This window comes from Aeromonas sp. FDAARGOS 1407 (genome assembly GCF_019048725.1).
In the GTDB taxonomy this organism is placed as follows: Bacteria; Pseudomonadota; Gammaproteobacteria; order Enterobacterales; family Aeromonadaceae; genus Aeromonas; species Aeromonas enteropelogenes.
In genome coordinates, this window is sequence record NZ_CP077399.1 from 3,071,537 (window position 1) to 3,093,350 (window position 21,814).

18 protein-coding genes are annotated in these 21,814 nt (G+C 62.6%); 6 read left to right on the forward strand and 12 right to left on the reverse strand.

The annotated features are described in order from the left end of the window. Positions 1-67: 67 nt before the first annotated feature. Entirely contained in the window at positions 68-694 is a 627-nt protein-coding gene (locus I6L37_RS14570; protein ID WP_216994175.1) for a 3'-5' exonuclease, read from the reverse strand. 2 nt (positions 695-696) lie between these two features. Then, complete coding sequence (locus I6L37_RS14575) at positions 697-2,484, reverse strand: putative nucleotidyltransferase substrate binding domain-containing protein (protein WP_216992213.1); 1,788 nt, start codon at positions 2,482-2,484, stop codon at positions 697-699. Positions 2,485-2,671: 187 nt separating this feature from the next. Here I6L37_RS14575 and I6L37_RS14580 point away from each other — a divergent pair, with 187 nt between their 5' ends. Further along, complete coding sequence (locus tag I6L37_RS14580) at positions 2,672-3,478, forward strand: crotonase/enoyl-CoA hydratase family protein (protein ID WP_216992214.1); 807 nt, start codon at positions 2,672-2,674, stop codon at positions 3,476-3,478. 79 nt (positions 3,479-3,557) lie between these two features. Here the strand turns inward: I6L37_RS14580 and I6L37_RS14585 are convergent, their stop codons facing one another. After that, positions 3,558-5,057, reverse strand: a complete 1,500-nt coding sequence (locus tag I6L37_RS14585; protein WP_216992215.1) for a sodium:alanine symporter family protein — start codon at positions 5,055-5,057, stop codon at positions 3,558-3,560. A 323-nt stretch (positions 5,058-5,380) separates the two neighbouring features. Between I6L37_RS14585 and I6L37_RS14590 the strand changes: the two genes are divergently transcribed. Continuing rightward, on the forward strand, positions 5,381-5,818 hold the full coding sequence (locus I6L37_RS14590) for a GNAT family N-acetyltransferase (protein ID WP_216992216.1): 438 nt from the start codon (positions 5,381-5,383) through the stop codon (positions 5,816-5,818). A gap of 20 nt (positions 5,819-5,838) precedes the next feature. Then, on the forward strand, positions 5,839-6,645 hold the full coding sequence (locus I6L37_RS14595) for a zinc-dependent peptidase (protein ID WP_216992217.1): 807 nt from the start codon (positions 5,839-5,841) through the stop codon (positions 6,643-6,645). Between the two features lie 75 nt (positions 6,646-6,720). Here the strand turns inward: I6L37_RS14595 and I6L37_RS14600 are convergent, their stop codons facing one another. The 9 genes from I6L37_RS14600 to I6L37_RS14640 form a co-directional block, all read right to left on the reverse strand. Beyond that, positions 6,721-7,317, reverse strand: coding sequence for an acetate uptake transporter (locus I6L37_RS14600; protein ID WP_216992218.1), 597 nt, complete (start codon positions 7,315-7,317; stop codon positions 6,721-6,723). Between the two features lie 227 nt (positions 7,318-7,544). Further along, on the reverse strand, positions 7,545-10,463 hold the full coding sequence (locus tag I6L37_RS14605) for a DUF748 domain-containing protein (RefSeq protein WP_216992219.1): 2,919 nt from the start codon (positions 10,461-10,463) through the stop codon (positions 7,545-7,547). A 48-nt stretch (positions 10,464-10,511) separates the two neighbouring features. Beyond that, positions 10,512-11,273, reverse strand: a complete 762-nt coding sequence (locus tag I6L37_RS14610) for an ABC transporter substrate-binding protein (RefSeq protein WP_216992220.1) — start codon at positions 11,271-11,273, stop codon at positions 10,512-10,514. A gap of 37 nt (positions 11,274-11,310) precedes the next feature. Further along, positions 11,311-11,721 carry a MerR family DNA-binding transcriptional regulator gene (locus tag I6L37_RS14615; RefSeq protein ID WP_042029143.1) on the reverse strand — a complete coding sequence of 137 codons (411 nt, stop codon included), beginning with the start codon at positions 11,719-11,721 and terminating at the stop codon, positions 11,311-11,313. 15 nt (positions 11,722-11,736) lie between these two features. Further along, positions 11,737-12,693 carry a hydroxymethylglutaryl-CoA lyase gene (locus I6L37_RS14620; protein ID WP_216992221.1) on the reverse strand — a complete coding sequence of 319 codons (957 nt, stop codon included), beginning with the start codon at positions 12,691-12,693 and terminating at the stop codon, positions 11,737-11,739. After that, the gene (locus I6L37_RS14625; RefSeq protein ID WP_216992222.1) at positions 12,690-14,660 is read right to left on the reverse strand and encodes a biotin carboxylase N-terminal domain-containing protein; all 1,971 of its coding nucleotides are present in this window, start codon (positions 14,658-14,660) and stop codon (positions 12,690-12,692) included. The genes I6L37_RS14620 and I6L37_RS14625 overlap by 4 nt, the downstream gene beginning before the upstream one ends. Continuing rightward, entirely contained in the window at positions 14,657-15,496 is an 840-nt protein-coding gene (locus I6L37_RS14630; RefSeq protein WP_042029139.1) for an enoyl-CoA hydratase-related protein, read from the reverse strand. Before I6L37_RS14630 ends, I6L37_RS14625 begins: the two co-directional genes overlap by 4 nt. 10 nt (positions 15,497-15,506) lie before the next feature. Next, positions 15,507-17,141: a carboxyl transferase domain-containing protein gene (locus tag I6L37_RS14635; RefSeq protein ID WP_216992223.1), complete on the reverse strand. Its 1,635-nt coding sequence runs from the start codon at positions 17,139-17,141 to the stop codon at positions 15,507-15,509. 55 nt (positions 17,142-17,196) lie between these two features. Continuing rightward, a complete protein-coding gene (locus I6L37_RS14640; protein WP_216992224.1) occupies positions 17,197-18,345 on the reverse strand; it encodes an isovaleryl-CoA dehydrogenase in 1,149 nt (382 codons plus the stop codon). A 262-nt stretch (positions 18,346-18,607) separates the two neighbouring features. Here I6L37_RS14640 and I6L37_RS14645 point away from each other — a divergent pair, with 262 nt between their 5' ends. From I6L37_RS14645 to I6L37_RS14655, 3 genes are all read left to right on the forward strand, one after another. Next, positions 18,608-19,765 (forward strand): acyl-CoA dehydrogenase family protein, encoded by a 1,158-nt coding sequence (locus I6L37_RS14645; protein WP_216992225.1) that lies wholly within the window; start codon positions 18,608-18,610, stop codon positions 19,763-19,765. A 102-nt stretch (positions 19,766-19,867) separates the two neighbouring features. Beyond that, positions 19,868-20,689, forward strand: a complete 822-nt coding sequence (locus I6L37_RS14650; protein ID WP_216992226.1) for an enoyl-CoA hydratase — start codon at positions 19,868-19,870, stop codon at positions 20,687-20,689. After that, a complete protein-coding gene (locus I6L37_RS14655) occupies positions 20,682-21,794 on the forward strand; it encodes an enoyl-CoA hydratase/isomerase family protein (RefSeq protein WP_216992227.1) in 1,113 nt (370 codons plus the stop codon). Before I6L37_RS14650 ends, I6L37_RS14655 begins: the two co-directional genes overlap by 8 nt. Positions 21,795-21,814: the final 20 nt, after the last annotated feature.

Here is a 21,814-nt window from a genome sequence, read left to right on the forward strand (position 1 = left end):
GTTGCCCTGACGAGCAGCAAGGCTGCTCATGTGATCAAAATGTGAATTAAATGTTATTTGCGGACAATTAGACTTTGGGATAAGCCAGTGGCCCGCCCCGGGTGAGGCGTAGATAGATAAGGGCCGCGGTGATGGCATCGGCGAGGGCGTCGTGGGCGGGCAGGGCAGGCAGGGCCAGATGATGGCAGATGGCGGCCAGGTGCAGATCGATGACTGCATCCGGGTAACGCCGATAGAGGTTGTCGTGATAGAGACGGCTCACCTCTATGCCCCGTTGGGGCAGGGTCAAGCCCCATTGTTTCTGGCAGGCCAGGTTGAGGATGCGCAGATCATAGGCGATGTGATAACCCACCAGTTCGCGTGGCCCGATAAAGGCCAGCAGCTGGCGCAGCGCGGCTTCCAGCGGCATGCCCTGTTGCAGATCCTGGTGGCGCAAGCCGTGGATGGTCACGGACTGGGCGGTCAGGCTGGCGGGGGGAAGCACCTTGATGGCAAGCGCCTCGCCGGTCAGCAGCCGGTTACCCTGGAGCCGTACTGCGCCGATGGCAACGATCTCGGCGCGGGCGGGATCCAGGCTGGTGGTCTCGAAATCGAGGGCAACCAGCTCATCTTGCGGCGGCGCGGCAAAGAGCGGGGCAAACTCCCCATCCCGAAAAGCGCGGCCATACCAGTAGCGTCGCAGGCAGTCCAGCATGCTCATTGTCTCAGACGAAAGTGCAAGGTGAGCCACTGCTGGAACTTCTTCACCTGATGCAGGGCATGGCGCAGCAGATCCCGCTCGCTGTGGCTGAGCTCATTGACCTGCACCCGGCTGTCGCCATTTTTGAGCTGGCTGCGCAAGCGCAGGCGGATAAACAGCCGGAATGCCTCCGCCAGGTTGCTGCCATACTCGGCGCTGATGCGCTCGGCCGCCACCAGGGCATCGATGCGTGCCAGGGTGGCGGTTTCCAGTATGCCTGTCTCCAGCGCCAGCATGCGGATCCCGTGCACCAGCGGGAAGAGTCCGCCCCGCTTGAGATCCAGCCCCTCGGCCGAACGCTCCAGCCTGCCAAATAGGGTGAGGGGAGCATGAAAGGCCACCGCCGGCCTCACCATCTCCGCCAGCAGATCCCGTCTGTCTCCCAGTTGCTCCCGCAAGGTGCGGGCAATGGGGGAGAGCAGAGTGCGATCCCCGGCAATGGGATGGGCATCGGCCAGGGTGGCAAGCCAGAGCAGCTCTGCCTCACTGGCCATGGTGCAGGCGCGGGTGATGGCGCTTTGCCACTGCTCCCCCGTTTTGACCCATTCGGGGTTGTTCACCATCACCCGGCCGGGGCAGAGAGGATAGCCGAGGCGCTCCAGCAGGGCGCTGAAGGCGGCCAGATCTGCTTCCTGGCCGGGCCAGTGCAGATCGGCAGGCAGGATCAGGGCATTGTCCTGATCGGTTTTGAGGATCTGCTCGCCGCGCCCCTCCGAGCCCAGCATCAGCAGGCACACCTTCTCCTGCACCTCGGGCGGGATCACCAGGGCGAACGCCTTGGCGATCAGCTGCTCGTTGACGGTGGCGATGAGCTTCATCAGAAAGGCGGTGTGAATGCCCTGAGCAAACAGGGAGCGGATCAGTTGCAGCTGCTCACGGGCTACCGCCTCCAGCGCAGGGAGTGTATCGGCGCGGGCGATGCGCAGGGTCAATACGTGTGAGTGGGTGGAGAAGAGCCCCAGCACCTGGGTGAGTTGCAGGATCCCGGCGACCTCTCCCTGATGCCAGATCACCAGCCGCTTGATGCGATGACGGGTCATCAGCAGCAGGGCATCGAACAGATAGCTCTCCTGCGGCAGGCCGATCAGGGGGGCTGGCGTCAGCAGGGAGAGCGGCGCCGTCAGGGGCAGCCCTTTGAGGGTCAGGGCATGCAACAGGGTCTTGCGGGTGGCAAGGCTCAGGCTGCCGTCCCGGGCGGGATAGATGAGGCAGTCGCTGCTCTTGGCCACCATGGCTTCGGTAGCTGCCAGCAGCGACAGGCGATTGTCGACGACAAGAGGCGGCTGCAGGTGTTCGGGGGCGATCCGGGTCAGGATAAACTCCGCCAGGTTCTTCTGGCCCAGTTGCTCACGCTGCTCCTGCTGGCGCTGACGCTCTGCCAGGTTGGCGGTGAAGTAGCTGGCAAAGGCGGGATCCTGCTCGCACAGGGCCAGAAAGGTCTGCCTAGGGATCAGCTGGCAGAGGGTATCTTCCAGAGCGGTGAAGGTGTGGCGGCAGTGGCCATCAAACTGGGCCCGCACATCGAACAGATCATCGCAACCATAGTCACCAAATTGATGATGGGGGGCGGACTCCTCCACCGCACCCTTGATGATGAGATAGAGACCGGGGGGCGTGTCGCCTGCGCTGAGTACCGTCTCGCCGGCGCGAAAGTAACAGATTGATAGGCTCTGCTCGAGCCGCTGGCGGGCGTCGGCGGCCAGATTGTCAAACGGTGGGCGGGCGAAGTTGAAGAGTGTTGTCATGGCGATCCCTGGCCAGTGATATGGACTCAGTCTGACAAAGTGACCGGGGGGCAGCCAGCCGACTTTAGTCGCACTGGGCGCTCGCATGCACTCCCGGGCAGGAAAATGGCGGGCTCCCTGTACCTGATGGTAACACTCTGATAACGTTGTGGTATGACCAGTTGATACTCAGGAGAGGCAGAGGGAAATGGAGAAACCAAGGGTCAAGTGCGAGATCCGGGACGGCATCGCCGAGGTGATGTTGACGCGAGGAGACAAACTCAATGCGCTGGACAGGGCCATGTTCAGTGCCATCGACGAGACGCTCGGCCAGTTACAGCGGCACAAGGGCTTGCGGGCGGTGATCCTCCATGGTGAGGGGCGGGCATTTTGTGCCGGGCTTGATGTGAAGTCCATGCTCAAGCAGCCGGTGGCGGCCCTCGAGATCCTCAGGCGCGAGGCGGACGAAGCCACCAACCTGGCCCAGCGGGTGGCCTATGGCTGGCATCAGCTACCTGTGCCTGTCATCGCGGTGACTAAGGGGGTCTGTTTCGGTGGCGGCCTGCAGATCGCGCTCGGTGCCGATTTTCGCTTCAGCACGCCGGATTGCCGCTTCTCGATGATGGAGATCAAGTGGGGCATCATCCCCGACATGAGCGGCAGCGTCACCATGCGTAACCTGATGGGAGTGGACAGCGCCATGGAGCTGGCCATGACGGGCCGCGAGCTGCTAGCCCCGGAGGCGAAAGGCCTCGGTCTGGTCAGCCGGGTCTGCCCGGATCCGCTGGGGGAGGCGCGGGAGTTTGCCAGAACGCTCATCACCAAGTCCCCCGATGCGCTCGCGGGGATCAAGCAGCTCTACAGCCAGGCGTGGGCGCGCAGCGACGAGGCGATGCTCAAGGAGGAGACCCGCTTGCAAAAGCAGATCTTGGGGCGCCCCAACCAGTGGCGCGCCACCCTCAACAGCCTGTTTCGCTGGCGCTTGCCGTTCGGGCCCAGACGCAATGCCCTGTGACGCAGCGACTTTCGAATAGCAAAATGTACAAAAGAAAAATGGCAGCCTGGGCTGCCATTTTGTTGTGTCATGTCTGCGCTTACTTGGCGACGGTATCCACGTCCGCTTCGAACGGGTGGCCGGTATTCTCGCGCATCAGGTTGACTTCGGCGCGGTTGTCGATCCAGTAGTCGGCATTCTTGATCCCCAGTTTTTCGGGGTGGAATACCGGGTCGAGCCCTTGTGCCAGCTGGGCTTCATAGTCCTTCAGGCAGATGAAGGCGGTTTTTTGCAGCAGCAGGATGGCGATGATGTTGAGCCAGGCCATCAGACCCACACCGATATCACCCAGACCCCAGGCGAGATCCGCCGTCTTGACGGTGCCGTAGACGGTCGCCGCCATCAGGCCGATCTTCAACAGGAAGGTGAGCCAGGGACGGTTGATCTTGCGATTGACGAACGCGATGTTGGTCTCGGCGATGTAGTAGTAGGCGACGATGGTGGTAAAGGCGAAGAAGAACAGTGCGATGGCGACAAAGTAGTTGCCAAAGCCCGGCATCATGCTCTCCATGGCGGTCTGTACGTAACCCGGGCCTGCGGCCACGCCGGCGATACCGGTGTAGAGGGCGGCACCTTCCGGACCTTGTACGTTGTACAGGCCGGTGATGAGCAGCATGAAACCGGTGGCGGAGCAGACGAACAGGGTGTCGATGTAGACGGAGAACGCCTGCACCAGACCCTGCTTGGCCGGGTGGCTCACTGCGGCAGCGGAGGAGGCGTGCGGGCCTGTCCCCTGGGCAGCTTCGTTGGAGTAGACGCCACGTTTTACCCCCCACATGATAGCCAGGCCCAGGATGGCGCCGAAGCCGGCGTCCAGACCGAAGGCGCTCTTCCAGATCAGCAGGATGATGGAGGGCAGTTGGCCGATGTTGAGGGCGATGATGACGCAGGCAACGATGATGTAGCCGAGCGCCATGAAGGGCACCACGGTACTGGCAAAGTTGGCGATCCGCTTCACGCCGCCGAAGATGATGAAACCGAGCAGCAGCGCCAACGCGGCAGCCGTCACGTTCGGATCGATGGCGAAGGCGGTCTGCAGGCTGGAACCGATGGAGTTGGCCTGTACGCCCGGCAGCAGGACACCACAGGCAAAGATGGTGGCGATGGCAAAGATCCAGGCGAACCAGCTCATGCCAAGCCCTTTATCGATGTAGAAGGCCGGACCACCGCGATACTCGCCGTTGAGCTTCTCTTTGTAGACCTGACCCAGGGTGGACTCCACGAAGGCGGAGCTGGCGCCGAGGAAGGCTACCATCCACATCCAGAACAGGGCACCTGGACCACCGAAGGTGATGGCGGTGGCGACACCGGCGATGTTACCGGTACCGACCCGGCCTGCCAGGGTCATGGAGAGCGCCTGGAAGGAGGAGACGCCCGCTTCGTTGCCCTTGCCCTGAAACATCAGGCGGATCATGCCTTTGATGTGACGCACTTGCAAAAAACGGCTGCGCAGGGAGAAGTAGAGGCCGACCCCGAGGCACAGATAGATGAGCGCAGGGCTCCAGATTACGCCATTGATGGCATTGACGATTTCATTCATGTACAACAACTCCTTTGTTGCGCTGTCTTGGCGAGGTCTCTGCCTCGCTCCCTGTCGTTATTATGTCCAGTTTGTTAACAAGCTAGTTAGCAAACGGGATAGAGTGACACTCTGTCAGACGGTGGAAAAACCACGGTCTGCGTGGGATGTAACATATCTATTTGTCGCATTTCTGCCCAGCAAAAAAATCTACCTTGTTGCAAATTTGTGAATTGACACCAGTGGCCGGATGATGGCAGGCAGTGATTTATGTGAGTAAAGATGACGCTCTCCTTGTTGATATGTGTAGTGAGAGCCAGACATAAGCAAACATAAGGCCAACCATGACAAATCATGTTGAAAACCTGCAATTTCGCTCGGCGCAGCCCGCTGATGGCGCAGCCCTTGCCCCCTTGTTCGTGCAATTGGGGTATCCTGCCGACGGTGATCAGCTGGTGGTGCGCCTGCTGCATCCGGACTCGGCCACTTCTGTCCTGTTGGCCATCCTGGCAGACAGTGTGGTCGGTGTGTTGGTGTGGCACCGGCTGCAACCCCTGCATGTTGCACCAGCATGGGGCCTGATCTCGGCGCTGGTTGTCGAAGAGAGGGCAAGGGGAGAGGGGGTTGGGGCCGGCTTGCTGGCGCACGCCGAGGCCCAGGCCCGGGTGGCGGGATGCAGCCAGCTGGAGCTATCCAGCAGTCTGAAACGGGAGGGGGCCCACCGTTTCTATCTGGCGCAGAATTATCAGGAGCGACCCAAGCGGTTCGTGAAGCAGTTGTAACGCAAAGAGAAGGAGCAGGCGTGCTGGGATTGTTCAAATGGTTGCGTCGCCCGGCAGCGGCGCAACACCATGAAGATGCGGAGATCTGGGAGCAGGCGCTGGCAGCCGTCCCCATCATGCAAGGGTTGCGTGATGAGGAGCAGGCGAGGCTCATCCGGCTGGGGCGCCAGTTGCTCAAACGCAAGACCCTGACCCAGATCGGGGTCGAACTCACGGCGCGCCAGCAGGCGGTGCTGGCGCTGCAGGCGGTGCTGCCCATCCTGCATCTGGGCCTTGACTGGTATCGCGGCTTTCACGAAATTATCCTGATCCCGGAGCCGGTCACCCGCCGTCAGGAGGTGCAGGACGAGTTTGGCCTGGTGAGTGAAGTGGAAGAAGAGAACGCTGGCGAGTCCTGGCCCCAGGGGCCGCTGGTACTGGCCTGGAGCGAGCTGCAGCAGGATGGAGACTGGGATGGCTTCAACCTCGTTATTCACGAGCTGGCCCACAAAATCGACATGCTAGGTGGGGAGGCCGACGGGGCGCCGCCATTGCCGGGCAAGATGAGTCATCAGCAGTGGCAGCAGGTATTCCAGGGGGCGTTTGATGCATTGAACAGGCAGCTGGACGCGGGAGAAGAGGCGGCCATTGATCCCTATGCCGCCGAACATCCTGCCGAATTTTTCGCCGTCTGCTGCGAGAGCTTCTTTACCGATCCGCTGTGCTTGCGCAGCGTCTATCCGGCCGTCTATCAACAGCTGGAACAGCTCTTTGGTCAGGATCCCGCGGCGCGCTTTCCGGCCACGCGCCTGTTGGCGGGAAGCCACGAAGGGGAATCGCCCGTCTGAGCCAGGCAAATACGAGAATGTACAGATAGCAAAAAGGCACCCGAAGGTGCCTTTTTCATTTCAAGCTGCGCGCAATCAGGCGGCGGCTTTGAGCTGCACGGCAGCGGCTCTCTTGTGATCGCCGATGGGCAGGATGGTGCGGCCATACTGCTCGTTCAGTACGGTGGCCATGGCCAGGTAGATGGCGCTGGCGCCGCAGATGATGCCTTCGAAACCGGCGATGGTGCCGATCAGCTCGCTGCCGGTGAAGTCACGGGCGGCCAGCAGGAAGAACAGCACGGTCAGGGAGGCGAACACGAACTGCTTCACACGCGGGTAGTTGACGGTGCCGATCAGCATGAACAGGGTGAACACACCCCACATCAGCAGGTACCAGCCCATGTAGGCGTGCGGAGTGGCTTCGGCCAGACCCATGGTCGGCATCACCATCAGGAACACCAGGCTCCACCAGAAGGTGCCGTAGGAGATGAAAGCGGTGACACCGAAGGTGTTGCCACGCTTGTACTCCATGATGCCGGCAATGATCTGGGCCAGACCGCCATAGCACAGGCCCATGGCCAGGATCATGGCACTGATGGGGAAGAAACCTGCGTTATGGATGTTCAGCAGAATGGTGGTCATACCGAAACCCATCAGACCCAGGGGGGCAGGGTTGGCCAATTTTTCGCTCACGTAGCGTTCTCCAAAAAATAGAGGTGGGGGTTAACAAAAGACGCGCGATTTTAGGCAGGCTGGCAGCCCATCGCAAGGGGGAAAAGAAGATAAACAGTAAAAAAATTACGTGTTTTTTTGCATGTCGGCACAATTGCTCACCAGGCTAGCCCGTTTTGTGAGCAAAAGGTGTCAAAATAGTTGATTGGCTGTATTTTTCTTACGCACTGGTCTCTTGCATGCCCGGTTTACTCATCCAGGGTCAGCACCACCTTGGCCTCCTTGTCCTCCTCCTTGACCTGGCTGTCGAGCACGAACAACCGCTCCGGTGCTATGCCCTGGTTATCGACCAGAAACTCCTTGGTATTCTGGGCGCGGCGCATGGCCAGATTGCGCAGAGATTTGGCGGTGATCAGTTGCTGATCCCGCAGCAGGATCACCGCCTGGGCCCGCAGGGGGGCACTCTCTTCATCCATATGAAGGCGATCGGCCAGCTCCCCCAGATCTTCGTCAAAGCGCGCCTCGTAGGCATCGGCCAGCGCGGCCTGCATGGCGGGGTCTTGCTCCAGCAGATTGAGGTCGACCGGGTTGCCGGTGATCTTGGCCAGCACCCGCTCCAGCTTCTGGCGCTGCAATATGGGACGCTCTTCATTGAAATTGACCCTGCCACGAATGTTCAGGCTGAGCTTGGGACGCTCCTTGAGGGCCTGGGCCAGTTTGGCCAGCTTCGCCTGCTGGGTGGGAGTCAGCTCGGGGCTGCCGGGCAGGAAGGGAAGCTCGTCCAGATCTTTCGTGCCCCCTGCGAGGGAAGCCAGCAGGGAGAAGGGGGAAGTAATGGCCTTGCTCAGGGTATTGCCGAGCACGTTCCAGAAGATGTTGCCGAGGCTGAAGTCGGGCTGATCCAGATCCCCTTTGACTTTCAGGTTCATCTGAATGACGCCGTTGGCGTCGCTCAGCAGGGCGACGGCCAGCCCCAGCGGCAGATCCTTGGCCTGCTCGCTTTTCACCTTTTCACCCAGCTGGAGCTTCTTGATGGTGATGTCGTTGTCACCTTCCAGCTTGCTGCCCTGCAACTTGTAGTTGAGCTTCATGGAGAGCTGACCCTTGTCGATGGCGTAACCGGCATAGGTGGTGGAGTAGGGGCTGAAGGTGGTGAGTTCCAGATTGGTGAAGGTGACGGCCACATCCAGCACCGGGTGCTCGATGAGCAGGTTGGTACCCCCGCGAATGGTGACAGGTGCGTAGCGATCCACCTTGCCGTTGAAAGAGAGCTCCGAGCGTTGGCCCGGGATATTGCTGATATGGCGGCTCTGACCGTTGAGGGAGGCAATATCTGCCACAAAATCCGAGCTCAGGCTGCGATCGGCAAAGCGCAGGTTGCCCTGCTCGGTGCGGATCTGGCCTATGGTGACGCGGGGGGGCGGGCCGCTGGCGGGCTTGTCGCCGGCCGGTTGTGGCAGCAGCAGTTGCTGGAGGTTGGTGACGCGATCCTCGTTGATCTCGATGCGAGCGAAGGGCTTGCTCAGCAAGATATCCTCGATATTCACCTGCTGGCGGATGCCGTCATAGTGCAGGCCGTTCAGTTGCAGGCGTTCAATCTGCAGCAGACGCTGGTTGTCGGCCCGATCCAGCACGTTGAGCCTCTCGATGTCGAGCCCGCCGTTCACCTCAAGCTTGCTGAGATCTCCCCTGGCATCGGTGGCCAGGGCAAGCTTGGTGCGACTGGCGAGCAGGCCGTCACGTACGCTGATGCGCAGCAGATCCTGCAGATAAGGCTGGGCCCATTTGAGGGGCAGTCCTTGTTGCTTGAGCTCCCCGTCGAGGCTGAAGGGGTCAAGGGTCAGGGCACCGTCAAATCCCAGCGTGCTCGGGTTTTTGGTGCCTTGGCTATTGAAGGTTGCCTGCAGGGTGAGGGGGCTGCGCTGAGCGCGCTTGCTGCCCAACGGGCCCAAGGTGAGATCAAGGTTTGCGAGCTCCCGCTGCAAGGGTTTGCCGCTGCTCGACTCGGTCAATTTGAAGTTGCCCTGGGTGATCTTGCTCTGTTTGAGCGTCCACTGCCAGGGCTTGCCACCTTCGGCCTGCTTGCTTGCCTTTTTGCCTGCCGGTTTGGCGGCAGGCTGCGGGATCAGCAACGCGGCCAGATCCAGCTCCTGTTTGGCATTGAGATTTGCGGTGAGGGACGGGGCGCTCAAGGCAAGCCGCTCGGCCTTGAACGACTGCCTGGTGCCATTCAGCGCGATCCCGCTCAGGGCCAGCCGCTTGAAGCGGGCAAATTCGGCCCCTTTCGGGTGTTGCAACTGCCAGTTGTCCAGCTGCAGCTTGCCCTTGCTCAGCTGCCAGTCCAGTCCCTGTTTGCTCTGGTCGAGGCGGTAATCAAATTCGGTACTGGTGCTCCCTTTGGCCAGATTGACCTTGAGATAGGGAGCCCAGAGCGGGGCGAAGGGGGCCAGCGCCAGCTTGCCGAGGCTGACGCTGCCTTTGCCGGCCCCGGTCAAGAGATCGAACTGGCCGCTCGCCTTGAGCGGACTCTGTTTGTTGAGGGTAGCGCTCAGCTGAAAGTGGTTGGCGCCCCCCGTTGCCGTCGTGAAGCCTGGCAACTGCAAGTCAATACCGCTTAGTGCAAGGGGGGGCACCCAGCCTGGCGCGCTGGACTTGCGGCTGTCCTGGTAAACGACATGTCCCTCGTGTGCCGCCAGCTTGGTTATCTGCAGAACGAGCGGAGTGTCACCGCTGTCAGCAGCCGTTTCGCTGGGGCTCAGGACTCGGGCGAGAGCCTCTGTCAGGTTAAAGCGGACTCCCTCCTTGTTGTCGGCAAGGCGCACCAGGGTGACGGTTGGCTTGGTGAGGGTGACATCGCTCAGGATGATGGCGCGCTGGCGCCAGCTTTCGCCGAAGGCCGGTATGACCTGCAATCGCTCGAAGGTGACGATGGGGTGCTGCTTGTCATCGAGCAGGGCCGAGGGGCCTATGGTGAGTGACGGGGAGCGCAGGGTGACGTCAATTTCCCCCAAGGTGAGGTTCAGGCCGTAGTGGGTGGCCAGCCAGCCAGGCAAGTAACGCTGGGTGAGGGTCGGCGCCTGCCAAAGCAGGATGCCAAGGGCGATGAACAGGGCGGCGCACAGATAGAGGGCGTAGCGTAGAAGGCGGGTGCGCAGGGGCTTGGGCATGGGGGTCTCCAATTGATGCGCACAGGATAACAAATTGTCGGGGCACAATCATGGTGCCACTTGATGCTGCACGCCGTACTTTGTCCAGAGTCGGGTCAATTGTCCATTTTTCTCGAGTTTGTTCAGCCAGGTTTCCAGTTGATCCGTAGTGATGCTCGCCGTGGGGCTCAGCAGGGCCCTGAGCAGGTAGTGCTGATCCCATTTGTCAGAGTAAAAAAGCTGCGCCGCCTGCTCCGGGTACTGGATACGGAACTGGTTCAGGTAGGAGAAATTGAGAATGACCACCTCACCGCGCCCCTTGAACAGCCCTTGCAGGGCGCTGATGTTGTCCTTGACCAGGGTGATGTTGAAGCGGCGTTTGAGCTCTTCCGGAGAGGCATTCCAATCGGCGATGCCGTAGTGATAACCGCTGACGCCGATCAGCTGGCGCCTGGCGATATCCTTGAAAAAGGATTGATCCCGGTTGGGTTCCCTCAGGGCGACATACTTCTCGCCGCCCAGCAGCAGTGGCCGGGTCATGCGCACTGCGCCGGCATCCCAACCCCAGCGGATCTCTTCAAACAGGATGAGGGAGTAGCGACCAAGGGCCATGGCCCGGCTGCGGTGAACGGCGGAGGTGGGGACGAAAACAAAACGCACCTCCTGCTGGGCCTTGTTGAGCAGTGCGATGAGATCCTGCGTCAGTCCGCTGTAGCGGTTTTCTCCCTCCTTGACCACGAAGGGCGCGTAGGGGTAGCCACCGACCCGGATCAGGGGATGGCCCCACGCCGTAGAGCAGAGCAACAGCAGTAACCAGCACCAGCGTGTCATGGGATGTCCCGAAAGGGGGAAATGATCCCAGATTCGGTTAATCTGCGCTGGTTTTCAAGCCGTTAAGGGAATTAACGCAGCGCTGCTCGGCCGCGTCCAGCTCGGCCATCACCATCTGGATATCTTCGAGCTGCTGGCGCAGTACCTGGCGCCTGGAATCGATCAGCTGGATCATGGAGTGGAGCTGGTTTTTGCTCGAGCGGTCGGTGTCATACATGTCGAACAGCTCGCGGATCTCCGCCAGCGTAAAGCCCAGCCGCTTGCCACGCAGGGTCAGCTTCAGGCGGATCTTGTCCTTGTGGCGGTAGATGCGGGCTTGTCCCTCCCGGGTCGGGGTGAGCAGCCCTTCATCTTCGTAGTAGCGGATGGTGCGCGGCGTAATGTCAAATTCGTGGGCCAGCTCGGAGATGCTGTAGGTGATCTCCTTGCCGGGCAGGGCATTGGCCATGGTGATGGACTCCAGTTAGTGAGGGGATGGCTGGCAAAGTCGTGCTCGCAACCGCTCGGCATTGGCATGGAGGGCCTGACCGACCCGGGAGCCGTTGGGGCGACCGAGCCGCTCGCTCACCCACTGACCGGTGGCGGCCAGCTTGTCGAGATCCACCCCGGTACTCATGCCAAGGCCGTGCAGCAGATAGACCACCTCCTCCGAGGCGACGTTGCCGGAGGCGCCGGGGGCATAGGGGCAACCGCCGAGCCCGGCGACCGAGCAGTCGATAGTGCGGATGCCGCGCTCCAGCGCTGGCAGCAGGTTGGCCAGCCCCTGGCCATAGGTGTCGTGAAAATGCACCGCGAGCCGGCCAGCCGGGATCTCGTGCAGTACCGCATCCAGCATGGGGGCAACCGTGCCCGGGGTGCCGACGCCTATGGTGTCGCCCAGGGATATCTCGTGACAGCCGAGATCCAGCAGGCGTTCGGCCATGGCCGCGACTCGCTTTGGTCGGGTGGGGCCGTCGAACGGGCAGGCGATCACGGTGGAGAGATAACCGCGCACCTTGATGCCAAGCTGGCGCGCCTCCTGCACCAGGGGCGCGAAGCGCACCAGCGACTCCTCGACGCTGATGCCGATATTGGCTCGGGTAAATTCATCCGAGCAGGCGGTGAAGAGGCCAATCTCGTCGGCGCGGGCGGCAATGGCCGCCTGCAATCCCTGCAGGTTGGGTACCAGGGCGCCATAGCGGGTCGGGCCCTTGCGGGGCAGCGCCGCAAACAGGGCGGCGGAGTCCGCCATCTGGGGCACCTTCTTCGGGGAGACGAAGGCCCCCACCTCGATCCGTTGCAGGCCGCTCTCGGCCAGCCGCTGGATAAGCTCCAGCCGCTGCACCAGGGACAGGGTATTGGCTTCATTCTGCAGACCGTCCCGCGGCCCCATCTCCACCAGGCTGACCCTGTCGTCCCTCACGTCATGTTCCCTCGTCATCGACTGCTCTCCTGACTGTCCGTTGACTGATCCCCGGCAAATCGTACCAGCATGGCTCCCTGGCTCACTTGCTCCCCCTGCTTGCACTGCAGGGCCTCGATCATCCCGTCCCTATCTGCCCGCAAGACATGCTCCATCTTCATCGCCTCCAGCACCAGCAGGGGCTGCCCCTTATTGACGTGCTGGCCTGCCTCGACTTGCAGCGCCACCACGATGCCGTGCATGGGGGCAATCGCGCCCCTGGTGGCGTCGGCTCCCTGATCATGGTGGTGCTGGTGGCGTTGATCATCGGCCGAGAAGCGAATGCGTTGACCGGCCAGCTGCAGCACATAATCGCCCCCGGTCAGCGAATGGATGGGATAACGCTGCCAGCTCCCCCCTTGCTGCAGACGGATATGATCGGCGCCCACCTCATAGGCATGTGGTTCCTCTTGCCAGAACAAGGTGCCCGCACGCTCATGCAGGGTCACGACCTTGGCCTCCTCGCCAATTCGCACCGCCGCCGTAAAGCTTTTGGTCTGTCCCAGACGAAAGCCGACGGCCTGTTGCCAGTGCGAGGGGCCGGTGGGGCGACTGGCGAGCCAGAGAGTGGCGAGCGGCCAGGCGAGCTCTGGAATGACCCGTGACTCGGTCGGAATGGGCCACTGGGTGTGGTGGCACATTGTCAGCACCTCGGGCTCTTCACACAGGCGCAGCAGCAGAGAGCCATTGTGCACCAGAGGACCCAGCTCCAGCGCCGCCAGGGCGTCGGCCAGGCTGGCAAAAGCCTCGGCGCGGCTCTGGCCGTGGGCGATCAGCTTGGCGATCATGGGGTCGTAATAGGGGCTCACCGCATCGCCGGCGGCAACGCCGGTGTCGATGCGTACCCCGTCCGGACAGTTGAGCCACTCGATGGGGCCGCTGGCGGGCAAAAAACCGGCTGCCACATCCTCGGCGTAGAGGCGCGCCTCCACCGCGTGGCCTTGCAAGCGCACCTCCTCCTGGGTGAGCGGCAGCGCTTTCCCCTCGGCTACCGCCAGTTGCCAGGCCACCAGATCCTGGCCGGTGATGCACTCGGTCACCGGATGCTCTACCTGCAATCGGGTGTTCATTTCCATAAAGAAGAACTCCTCCCCGCACAGCAGAAACTCGATGGTGCCGGCGCCCCGGTAATCGATGGCCCGGGCGGCAGCCACGGCCGCCTCGCCCATGGCGCGGCGCAGGGAAGGGGAGATGTCGGGGGCGGGAGCCTCTTCAATGACTTTCTGGTGGCGGCGCTGCAAGGAGCAGTCCCTGTCCCCCAGATAGATGGCATTGCCAAGGCTGTCGGCAAACACCTGCACCTCCACATGGCGGGCCTTGGCCAGATAGCGCTCAAGGAGCACGGTATCATCGCCGAAGGCGGCCAATGCTTCCCGTTTCACCGCCGCCAGCGACTCGTCAAAGGTCTCTATCTGCTCGACCCGACGCATCCCCTTGCCGCCGCCGCCGCTGGCCGCCTTGATAAGGAGCGGAAAGCCGGTCAGTCGTGCCTGCTCGCGCAACACCTCGGGTGACTGGTCCGCGCCGTGGTAGCCCGGCAGCACGGGCACGCCTGCCGCCTGCATCAGCGCCTTGGCGCCGGATTTGTCGCCCATGGCGAGGATGGCGTCGCCGCTTGGCCCAATAAAGCGCAGGTTTTGCTGTTCGCAGGCGTGGGCAAAGTCGCTGTTCTCTGACAAAAAACCGTAGCCCGGATGAATGGCATCAGCGTTGGCCTCTTTGGCGATGCGCAGCACTTTGGCGGTGTCGAGGTAGCTTTCGCGAGCAGGTGCTGGCCCCAGATGCCAGGCTTCGTCGGCTTCGCGCACATGCATGGCGCGGGTATCTGCATCCGAGTAGAGGGCGATGGTATGGATGCCGAGCCGGCGGGCGGTCTTGATGATGCGCACTGCGATTTCACCGCGATTGGCGATGAGCAGTCGTTTGATGGGGCTGATATGAGTCATGTCTCATCCTTGAAACGGGGACGCCAGGCGGGGGGGCGTTTGTCGAAGAAGGCCTGCATCCCCTCCTGGGCCTCGAGGCCGACCCGCACTCGGGCGATGGTCTCGACGGTTCTCTCTTCATGAAGCGCAGGCGCGTGGTGTTCGATGGCGGCCAGCAGTCGCTTGGTCTCCTTCATCGCCTCCGGACCGTTGCGACACAGCCGCAGGGCCAGAGCCCGCCCGTCGTGCAACAGTTGTTCCGGTTTGCTGAGCCGGTGCACCACATTGAGCCGGCAGGCGGTGATGGCATCGAACGGTTCGGCACTCAGCATGTAGGCGCGGGCTTGGCGCATCCCCATGGCGCGTACCACGTAGGGACTGATCACCGCAGGCACCAGCCCCAGGCTTACCTCGGAGAGGCAGAAGCGGGCATCGTCGCTCGCCAGCACCAGGTCGCAGGCGCAGATAAGGCCGAGCGCCCCGCCGTAGGCGGCACCCTGCACCAGGGCGATGGTGGGGAAGGGGAGCTCGTCCAGGGTTTGCATCAGTCGCGCCAGCACCCGGGCATCCTCCCGGTTGTGCTCGAAATCGGCATGGGCCAGATTGCGCATCCAGTTGAGATCGGCGCCGGCGCAAAAATGTTTGCCCTCCGCCCGCAGGATCAGGGCGTGAGGTCGCTCGGCGAGGGATTGCCCGTGGCGATGGGCCAGATCGTCGAGGCAGTCGAGCAGACCCAGCATGAGATCGTCATCAAAGGCGTTGTGGCGGGCCGGACGCGCCAGGATCAGCTCGATCAGCGGGCCGTGCCGCTCCAGGCGAAAACCGGCCAGGGGGTCATTGCAGATTGGGTCGGACATGTCGAACTCCTTACATCCGGAAGATGCCGTACTGTTCCGGGCCCGTCCCAGCCCCCTGGCAGGCAGCCAGTGCCAGCGCCAGCACGGTGCGGCTCTGGGCGGGGTCGATGACGCCGTCATCCCACAGGCGGGCGCTGGCGTAATAGGGGTGGCCCTGTCGTTCATACTGGTCGATCACCGGGGCGCGGATGGCGGCAGCCTCCTGCTCGCCCAGGGTTTTTCCTTCTGCGGCCAGCTTGTCCCGGCGCACCTGCACCAGCACCCCGGCGGCCTGCTCGCCTCCCATCACCGAGATGCGACTGTTGGGCCAGCTAAAGAGAAAGTCTGGCTCATAGGCGCGACCACACATGCCGTAGTTGCCGGCGCCAAAGCTGCCGCCGACGATCAGGGTGATCTTGGGCACCCGGCTGCAGGCCACGGCGGTGACCAGCTTGGCGCCATGTTTGGCGATCCCCTCTTTTTCCGCTGTGCTCCCTACCATAAACCCGGTGATGTTCTGCAGGAAGAGCAGCGGGATGGCGCGCCGGTTGCAAAGCTGGATGAAGTGGGCCCCTTTCTGGGCGCTGTCGCTGTGCAACACGCCGTTGTTGGCTAGGATCCCCGCCTTCATGCCTGCAATCCGGGCAAAGCCGGTCACCAGGGTTGTGCCGAACAGTGCCTTGAACTCGTCAAACTCGGAGCCATCCACCAGGCGGGCAATGAGCTCGCGGGCATCGTAAGGACGCTTGAGGCTGGTGCCCACCAAGCCGTATAACTCCTCAACCGGATAGCCGGGTTCTTCAAAGGTTGGGGAGCGCGAAGCGATACCCGACACCGGAAACGGGTCTTCGCCCGAAACGCTCGCCCCCAGGTTGCAAACCAGGGTGCGGGCGATGGCCAGCGCATGGGCATCATCCCGGGCCAGGTGATCGGCGACGCCTGAGTGGGCGCAGTGCACCTCGGCGCCACCGAGGGCTTCTGCACTGATCTCCTCGCCGGTCGCCGCCTTGACCAGCGGCGGGCCCGCCAGAAAGATGGTGGCCTGTTCCTTGACCATGATGGACTCGTCCGCCATGGCGGGCACATAGGCGCCGCCTGCGGTGCAGAGCCCCATCACCACCGCCAGCTGGGGGATGTTCTGGGCCGACATGCGGGCCTGGTTGTAGAAGATGCGACCAAAATGGTCCCGGTCGGGAAAAACCTCGTCCTGCATCGGCAGAAAGGCGCCGCCGGAATCCACCAGATAGAGGCAGGGCAGGTGCAGCCGCTCGGCGATAGCCTGGGCCCTCAGGTGCTTTTTCACCGTGAGCGGGTAGTAGGTGCCCCCCTTCACGGTGGCATCGTTCACCACCAGCATGCAGAGCCTGCCCGAGATGAGCCCGATGCCGGTGATGATGCCGGCGGCGGGCACCGGCTCGTCATAGACCTGCCAGCCTGCCAGCGCAGAGAGCTCGAGAAAGGGGGAGCCCGGGTCCAGCAATTGATTGATGCGCTCGCGGGGCAGCAGCTTGCCGCGGGCCTGATGACGGGCATTGTTGGTGGCGCCGCCGCCCTGGGCTATTTCGTCCAGGCGGGCATTGAGGTCGTCTACCAGCGCCTGCATGGCGGCCCGATTGGACGCATATTCCGGGCTTGCCGTATCGAGGCGGGAGTGAAGTCTGCTCATGCGTCTGCTCCCAGTTGCAAGTGACTGCCGATGGCTGTGGCTGGAGCGAGGCGGTTCATGCGTTGTCTCCCATCAGCTCGCGACCGATGAGCCAGCGGCGAATTTCCGAGGTGCCGGCGCCAATTTCATAGAGCTTGGCGTCCCGCAGCAGGCGGCCGGTGGGGTATTCGTTGATGTAACCGTTGCCCCCCAGCAGCTGGATGGCATCGAGCGCCATCTGGGTGGCGTTTTCGGCGGCAAACAGGATGGCGGCGGCGCAATCCTTGCGACTGGTATGACCGGCGTCGCAGGCGCTCGCCACTGAGTAGACCAGGGCCCGACTGCTGGCCAGGCGGGTATACATGTCGGCCAATTTTCCCTGCACCAGCTGAAACTCGCCGATGGGCTGGCCGAACTGTTTGCGCTCGCGCACATAGGGCAGCACCACGTCCATGCAGGCCTGCATGATGCCAAGGGGGCCGGCCGCCAGCACCACCCGCTCGTAGTCGAGGCCGCTCATCAGCACCTTGACCCCTCCGTGCAAGGGGCCCAGCAGGTTTTCCTGCGGCACCCGGCAGCTGTCGAACACCAGCTCACAGGTGCTGGAGCCGCGCATGCCGAGCTTGTCGAGCTTCTGGGCGGTGGAAAAACCGGGAGTCCCCGCTTCGACGATAAAGGCGGAGATACCCTTGGGCCCGGCGCTGGCATCCGTCTTGGCATAGATGACGAAGGTATCGGCATCCGGGCCGTTGGTGATCCACATCTTGTTGCCATTGAGCACGAAGTGATCGCCATCGCGCTCGGCTGTGAGGCGCATGCTGACCACGTCGGAGCCGGCTCCCGGCTCGCTCATGGCCAGCGCCCCCACATGCTTGCCGCTGACCAGATCAGGCAGGTAGCGCGCCTTCTGATCAGGGGTGCCGTGGCGGTGGATCTGGTTGATGCAGAGGTTGGAGTGGGCGCCGTAGGAGAGACCGACCGAGGCGCTGGCGCGGCTCACCTGCTCCATCACCAGCACATGGGCGAGATAGCCGAGGTTCACCCCGTCATACTCCTCTGCAACCGTGATGCCGTGCAGCCCCAGCTCCCCCATCAGGGGCCAGAGATCGCGCGGAAAGGCGTTGCTCTGATCGATCTCGCCGGCCCGCGGCGCGATCACTTTCTGGCAGAAGGCCGCGACCTGCTCGGTCAGGGCGCAGAGGGTCTCATCCATCACTGCATGCATCCTTGCTCTCCTTCGGTGGGTAAACTGGTCTGCTGGTGTGGCTCCCCGGGAGTGGCAGCGCCAGACTGGTCAGTCCATTTGTGTCTAAGTTTACGTTAGCGTAAACGTAAATCAATTGTTAGTCTAAGGTAAAATCCAATCCGGGCGACGGCAAACCTGCTGGCCTTTCTGGTCGGGAGCGCGTGCCGGATGGATGAACGGATAGTGGCGGGCCATGGCCGGTCGTGCCCATCAAGAACGTGAAAGGGAGTGCAAACAGCAGATGGACTTTACCCTGACAGACGATCAGCAGGCCTATGTCGAGGCGGCGACCGCCTTTGCCAACGAGGCGCTCAAACCCCATGCCGCCCGCTGGGATCGGGAGCACGAATTCCCCATCCCCACCATCAAGCAGGCGGCGGAGCTGGGTTTTTGCGGCCTCTACACCCAGGAGCAATATGGCGGTCTCGCGCTCTCACGGCTCGATGCCAGCCTTATTTTCGAGCGTCTCGCTATGGGGTGCACCTCCACCACGGCTTATCTCACCATCCACAACATGGTGAGCTGGATGCTGGGCAACTGGCTACCAGCCGATGTCGCCGAGGTGTGGGTACCCAGGCTCGCCAGCGGCGAGCTGCTGGGTTCTTATTGTCTCACCGAGCCGGGGGCGGGCTCCGATGCCGCAGCCCTCAAGACCCGGGCCGTGCGCGATGGGGATTGCTATCTCATTGAGGGCAACAAGGTGTTTATCTCGGGGGCGGGCAGCACGGATGTGCTGGTGGTGATGGCGCGCACCGGCAGCGAGGGGGCGGGGGGGATCTCCGCCTTTATGGTACCGGCGGACACGCCCGGGGTAAGTTATGGCAAGGCGGAGGAGAAGATGGGCTGGAACAGCCAGCCGACCCGTGAGGTGGCCTTCAACGGCGTGCACATCCCCGCCAGCTACCGGCTGGGCCAAGAGGGGGAAGGCTTCAAGTTCGCCATGCAGGCCCTTGATGGCGGACGCATCAATATCGCCACCTGTTCGGTGGGCACCGCCCAGCAGGCCCTCGATGGCGCACTGGCCTATGTCCAGCAGCGCCAGCAATTCGGGCGTCCGATCAGCGAATTTCAGAGTGTGCAGTTTCGTCTGGCCGACATGGCCACCGAACTGGCCGCCGCCCGCTTGATGGTGCGCCAGGCCGCCGACAAGCTGGATCGGAGCAGTCCGGACAAGAGCGCCTGGTGCGCCATGGCCAAGCGCTTTGCCACCGATGTGGGCTACCGGGTCTGCGACGAGGCTCTGCAACTCTTTGGCGGCTATGGTTATATCCGCGAGTATCCGCTGGAACGCTACCTGCGTGATACCCGGGTACACCGCATTCTGGAAGGGACCAACGAAGTGATGCGGCTCATCATCGCCCGCCGTCTGCTGGCAGACGCCGGTCTGGCGCTGGGGTGACGGGCATGCTCCCGGTGTGCGGGATCGCTTTGTGAACCAGACCCGGTTTGGTGCCATGCAACCCTGTCATCATGGGACAGGCTTTTTGACAAGGACAACGCAATGACAAGGATCAGGCTCGAATATCATGGCCACGTCGCCTACATCACCCTGGATCACCCCCCCGCCAACACCTGGACCCTCGCCAGCCTGCAGGCCTTCTTGCAGATGATGGTGGAGCTCGATAGCCGTCCCGATGTGGTGGCCCTGGTGATCCGCGGGGCGGGAGACAAGTTTTTCTGCGCTGGCGCCGATCTCAAGATGTTTGCCGACGGCAATGTGGAGCATGCCCGCGAGGTGGCCGAGGCGTTTGGCAAGGCGTTTGAGGCACTGACCCGGTTCCACGGCGTCAGCATCGCCGCCATCAATGGCTATGCCATGGGAGGCGGGCTGGAGGTGGCGCTGGCCTGCGACATCCGCATCGCCGAGCAGCAGGCCCTGCTGGGGTTGCCAGAGGCCTCGGTGGGCTTGTTGCCCTGCGCCGGCGGCACTCAGAGGCTCACCGAGCTGGTGGGGCCGGGCTGGGCCAAGCGGATGATCCTGTGCGGCGAAAAGGTCAATGCCACCCTGGCCTACGAGATGGGGTTGGTGGAGGAGGTGGTGAAAACCGGCCACGCCTGGGAAGCCGCCCACCAGATGGCGCAGCTGGTGGAACGTCAGAGCCCGAGCGCCCTGCGCGCCTGCAAGACCCTCATCAATCAGGGGCGCAGCGGCCCCCGGGATGCAGCCCTGCCCCTTGAGCGCAGCCTGTTTCTTGAGCTGTTTGCCGACGCCAACCAGCGTGAGGGGGTCGTTGCCTTCCTGGATAAACGGCCGCCCCGTTGGCACTACGGTGCCTCTGCCAGCGTTTCACCCAATGCCCAAGATGGAGCCCTTCATGAGTGAACCGGTCAAGGTCAGTTGTTATCCCACTAGCGATGGTCGGCAGATTGGTGTGTTGACCCTCGACAGTCCCGCCTCGCTCAATGCGTTAAGCCTTGAGATGATCCAGATCCTGCAGCGTACTCTCGTAGAGTGGCAGCAGGATCCCGCCATCGTCTGCGTCCTGCTGCAGGGGGCGGGTGAGAAGGCCTTCTGCGCCGGCGGCGATATTCGCTCTTTTTATTACCGCAAGCAGGAGGCGAGCGAGTCGGCACTGTTTGGCTATGCCCGCGATTTTTTTGAGCAGGAGTATCGGCTCGATCACCTGATCCACTGCTATGACAAGCCACTCGTCTGCGTGGCGGATGGCATCTGCATGGGGGGCGGTATTGGCCTCTTTGCCGGCGCCGATTTTCGGGTGGTGACCGAGAAGAGCCTGTTCGCCATGCCGGAGGTGACCATCGGCCTCTATCCGGATGTGGGGGCCAGCTGGTTCTTGAGCCGGATGCCGGGGCGCCTCGGGCTCTGGCTCGGCCTCACCGGCGCCCGCTTCAATGGCCAGGATGCCATTGCTCTGGGGCTCGCGGATCACGCCATCGCCAGCCGTGAGCGGGAGGCGCTACTGCCCCGGCTCGCGGCCCTCGACTGGTCCCAAGCCAGGGATCCCCGCGAGCAGATCGATCAACTGCTGCAAGGGCTGCATCGCGAGGTGCTTGCCGCACTGCCTGAGCCAGTGGTTTTGCCCCATCAAGCCAGAATTGATGCCCTGCTGGCGGGGCGCTCCCTGCAAGGGGTACTGGATCGCCTGTTCGATGCCCGCTTCGATCTCGAGTCCGGTGAGGGGAGCCTGGCGAAGGCCCGCGATACCTGTCGCAGCGGCAGCCCCATCAGTCGCGCCATCCTGTGGCGCCAATATTGGCAGGCCCGCCGCCAGTCGCTCGCCGAGGTGTTTGCCGATGAGTTGATCCTCTCGGTCAACTGCGTGCTCAAGGGAGATTTTGTGGAAGGGGTGCGGGCGCTACTTATCGACAAGGACAAATCCCCCCGCTGGCAGCCAGCCCAAACGGGGGAGGCGTGGCTGGATGCCTTCTATCGCTGGCCAGAAGGGACCAATCCCCTGCTGCCTTAAGAGAGTGGGAAGGCGCGCCG

What these genes read in the sequence shown, in the direction of transcription:
- I6L37_RS14610 (WP_216992220.1), bottom strand. Translation starts at nt 11,273, where the DNA reads ATGACACGCTGGTGCTGGTTACTGCTGTTGCTCTGCTCTACGGCGTGG.
- I6L37_RS14605 (WP_216992219.1), bottom strand. Translation starts at nt 10,463, where the DNA reads ATGCCCAAGCCCCTGCGCACCCGCCTTCTACGCTACGCCCTCTATCTG.
- I6L37_RS14615 (WP_042029143.1), bottom strand. Translation starts at nt 11,721, where the DNA reads ATGGCCAATGCCCTGCCCGGCAAGGAGATCACCTACAGCATCTCCGAG.
- I6L37_RS14570 (WP_216994175.1), bottom strand. Translation starts at nt 694, where the DNA reads ATGCTGGACTGCCTGCGACGCTACTGGTATGGCCGCGCTTTTCGGGAT.
- I6L37_RS14650 (WP_216992226.1), top strand. Translation starts at nt 19,868, where the DNA reads ATGACAAGGATCAGGCTCGAATATCATGGCCACGTCGCCTACATCACC.
- I6L37_RS14620 (WP_216992221.1), bottom strand. Translation starts at nt 12,693, where the DNA reads ATGACGAGGGAACATGACGTGAGGGACGACAGGGTCAGCCTGGTGGAG.
- I6L37_RS14630 (WP_042029139.1), bottom strand. Translation starts at nt 15,496, where the DNA reads ATGTCCGACCCAATCTGCAATGACCCCCTGGCCGGTTTTCGCCTGGAG.
- I6L37_RS14585 (WP_216992215.1), bottom strand. Translation starts at nt 5,057, where the DNA reads ATGAATGAAATCGTCAATGCCATCAATGGCGTAATCTGGAGCCCTGCG.
- I6L37_RS14655 (WP_216992227.1), top strand. Translation starts at nt 20,682, where the DNA reads ATGAGTGAACCGGTCAAGGTCAGTTGTTATCCCACTAGCGATGGTCGG.
- I6L37_RS14575 (WP_216992213.1), bottom strand. Translation starts at nt 2,484, where the DNA reads ATGACAACACTCTTCAACTTCGCCCGCCCACCGTTTGACAATCTGGCC.
- I6L37_RS14625 (WP_216992222.1), bottom strand. Translation starts at nt 14,660, where the DNA reads ATGACTCATATCAGCCCCATCAAACGACTGCTCATCGCCAATCGCGGT.
- I6L37_RS14580 (WP_216992214.1), top strand. Translation starts at nt 2,672, where the DNA reads ATGGAGAAACCAAGGGTCAAGTGCGAGATCCGGGACGGCATCGCCGAG.
- I6L37_RS14645 (WP_216992225.1), top strand. Translation starts at nt 18,608, where the DNA reads ATGGACTTTACCCTGACAGACGATCAGCAGGCCTATGTCGAGGCGGCG.
- I6L37_RS14640 (WP_216992224.1), bottom strand. Translation starts at nt 18,345, where the DNA reads ATGCATGCAGTGATGGATGAGACCCTCTGCGCCCTGACCGAGCAGGTC.
- I6L37_RS14635 (WP_216992223.1), bottom strand. Translation starts at nt 17,141, where the DNA reads ATGAGCAGACTTCACTCCCGCCTCGATACGGCAAGCCCGGAATATGCG.
- I6L37_RS14590 (WP_216992216.1), top strand. Translation starts at nt 5,381, where the DNA reads ATGACAAATCATGTTGAAAACCTGCAATTTCGCTCGGCGCAGCCCGCT.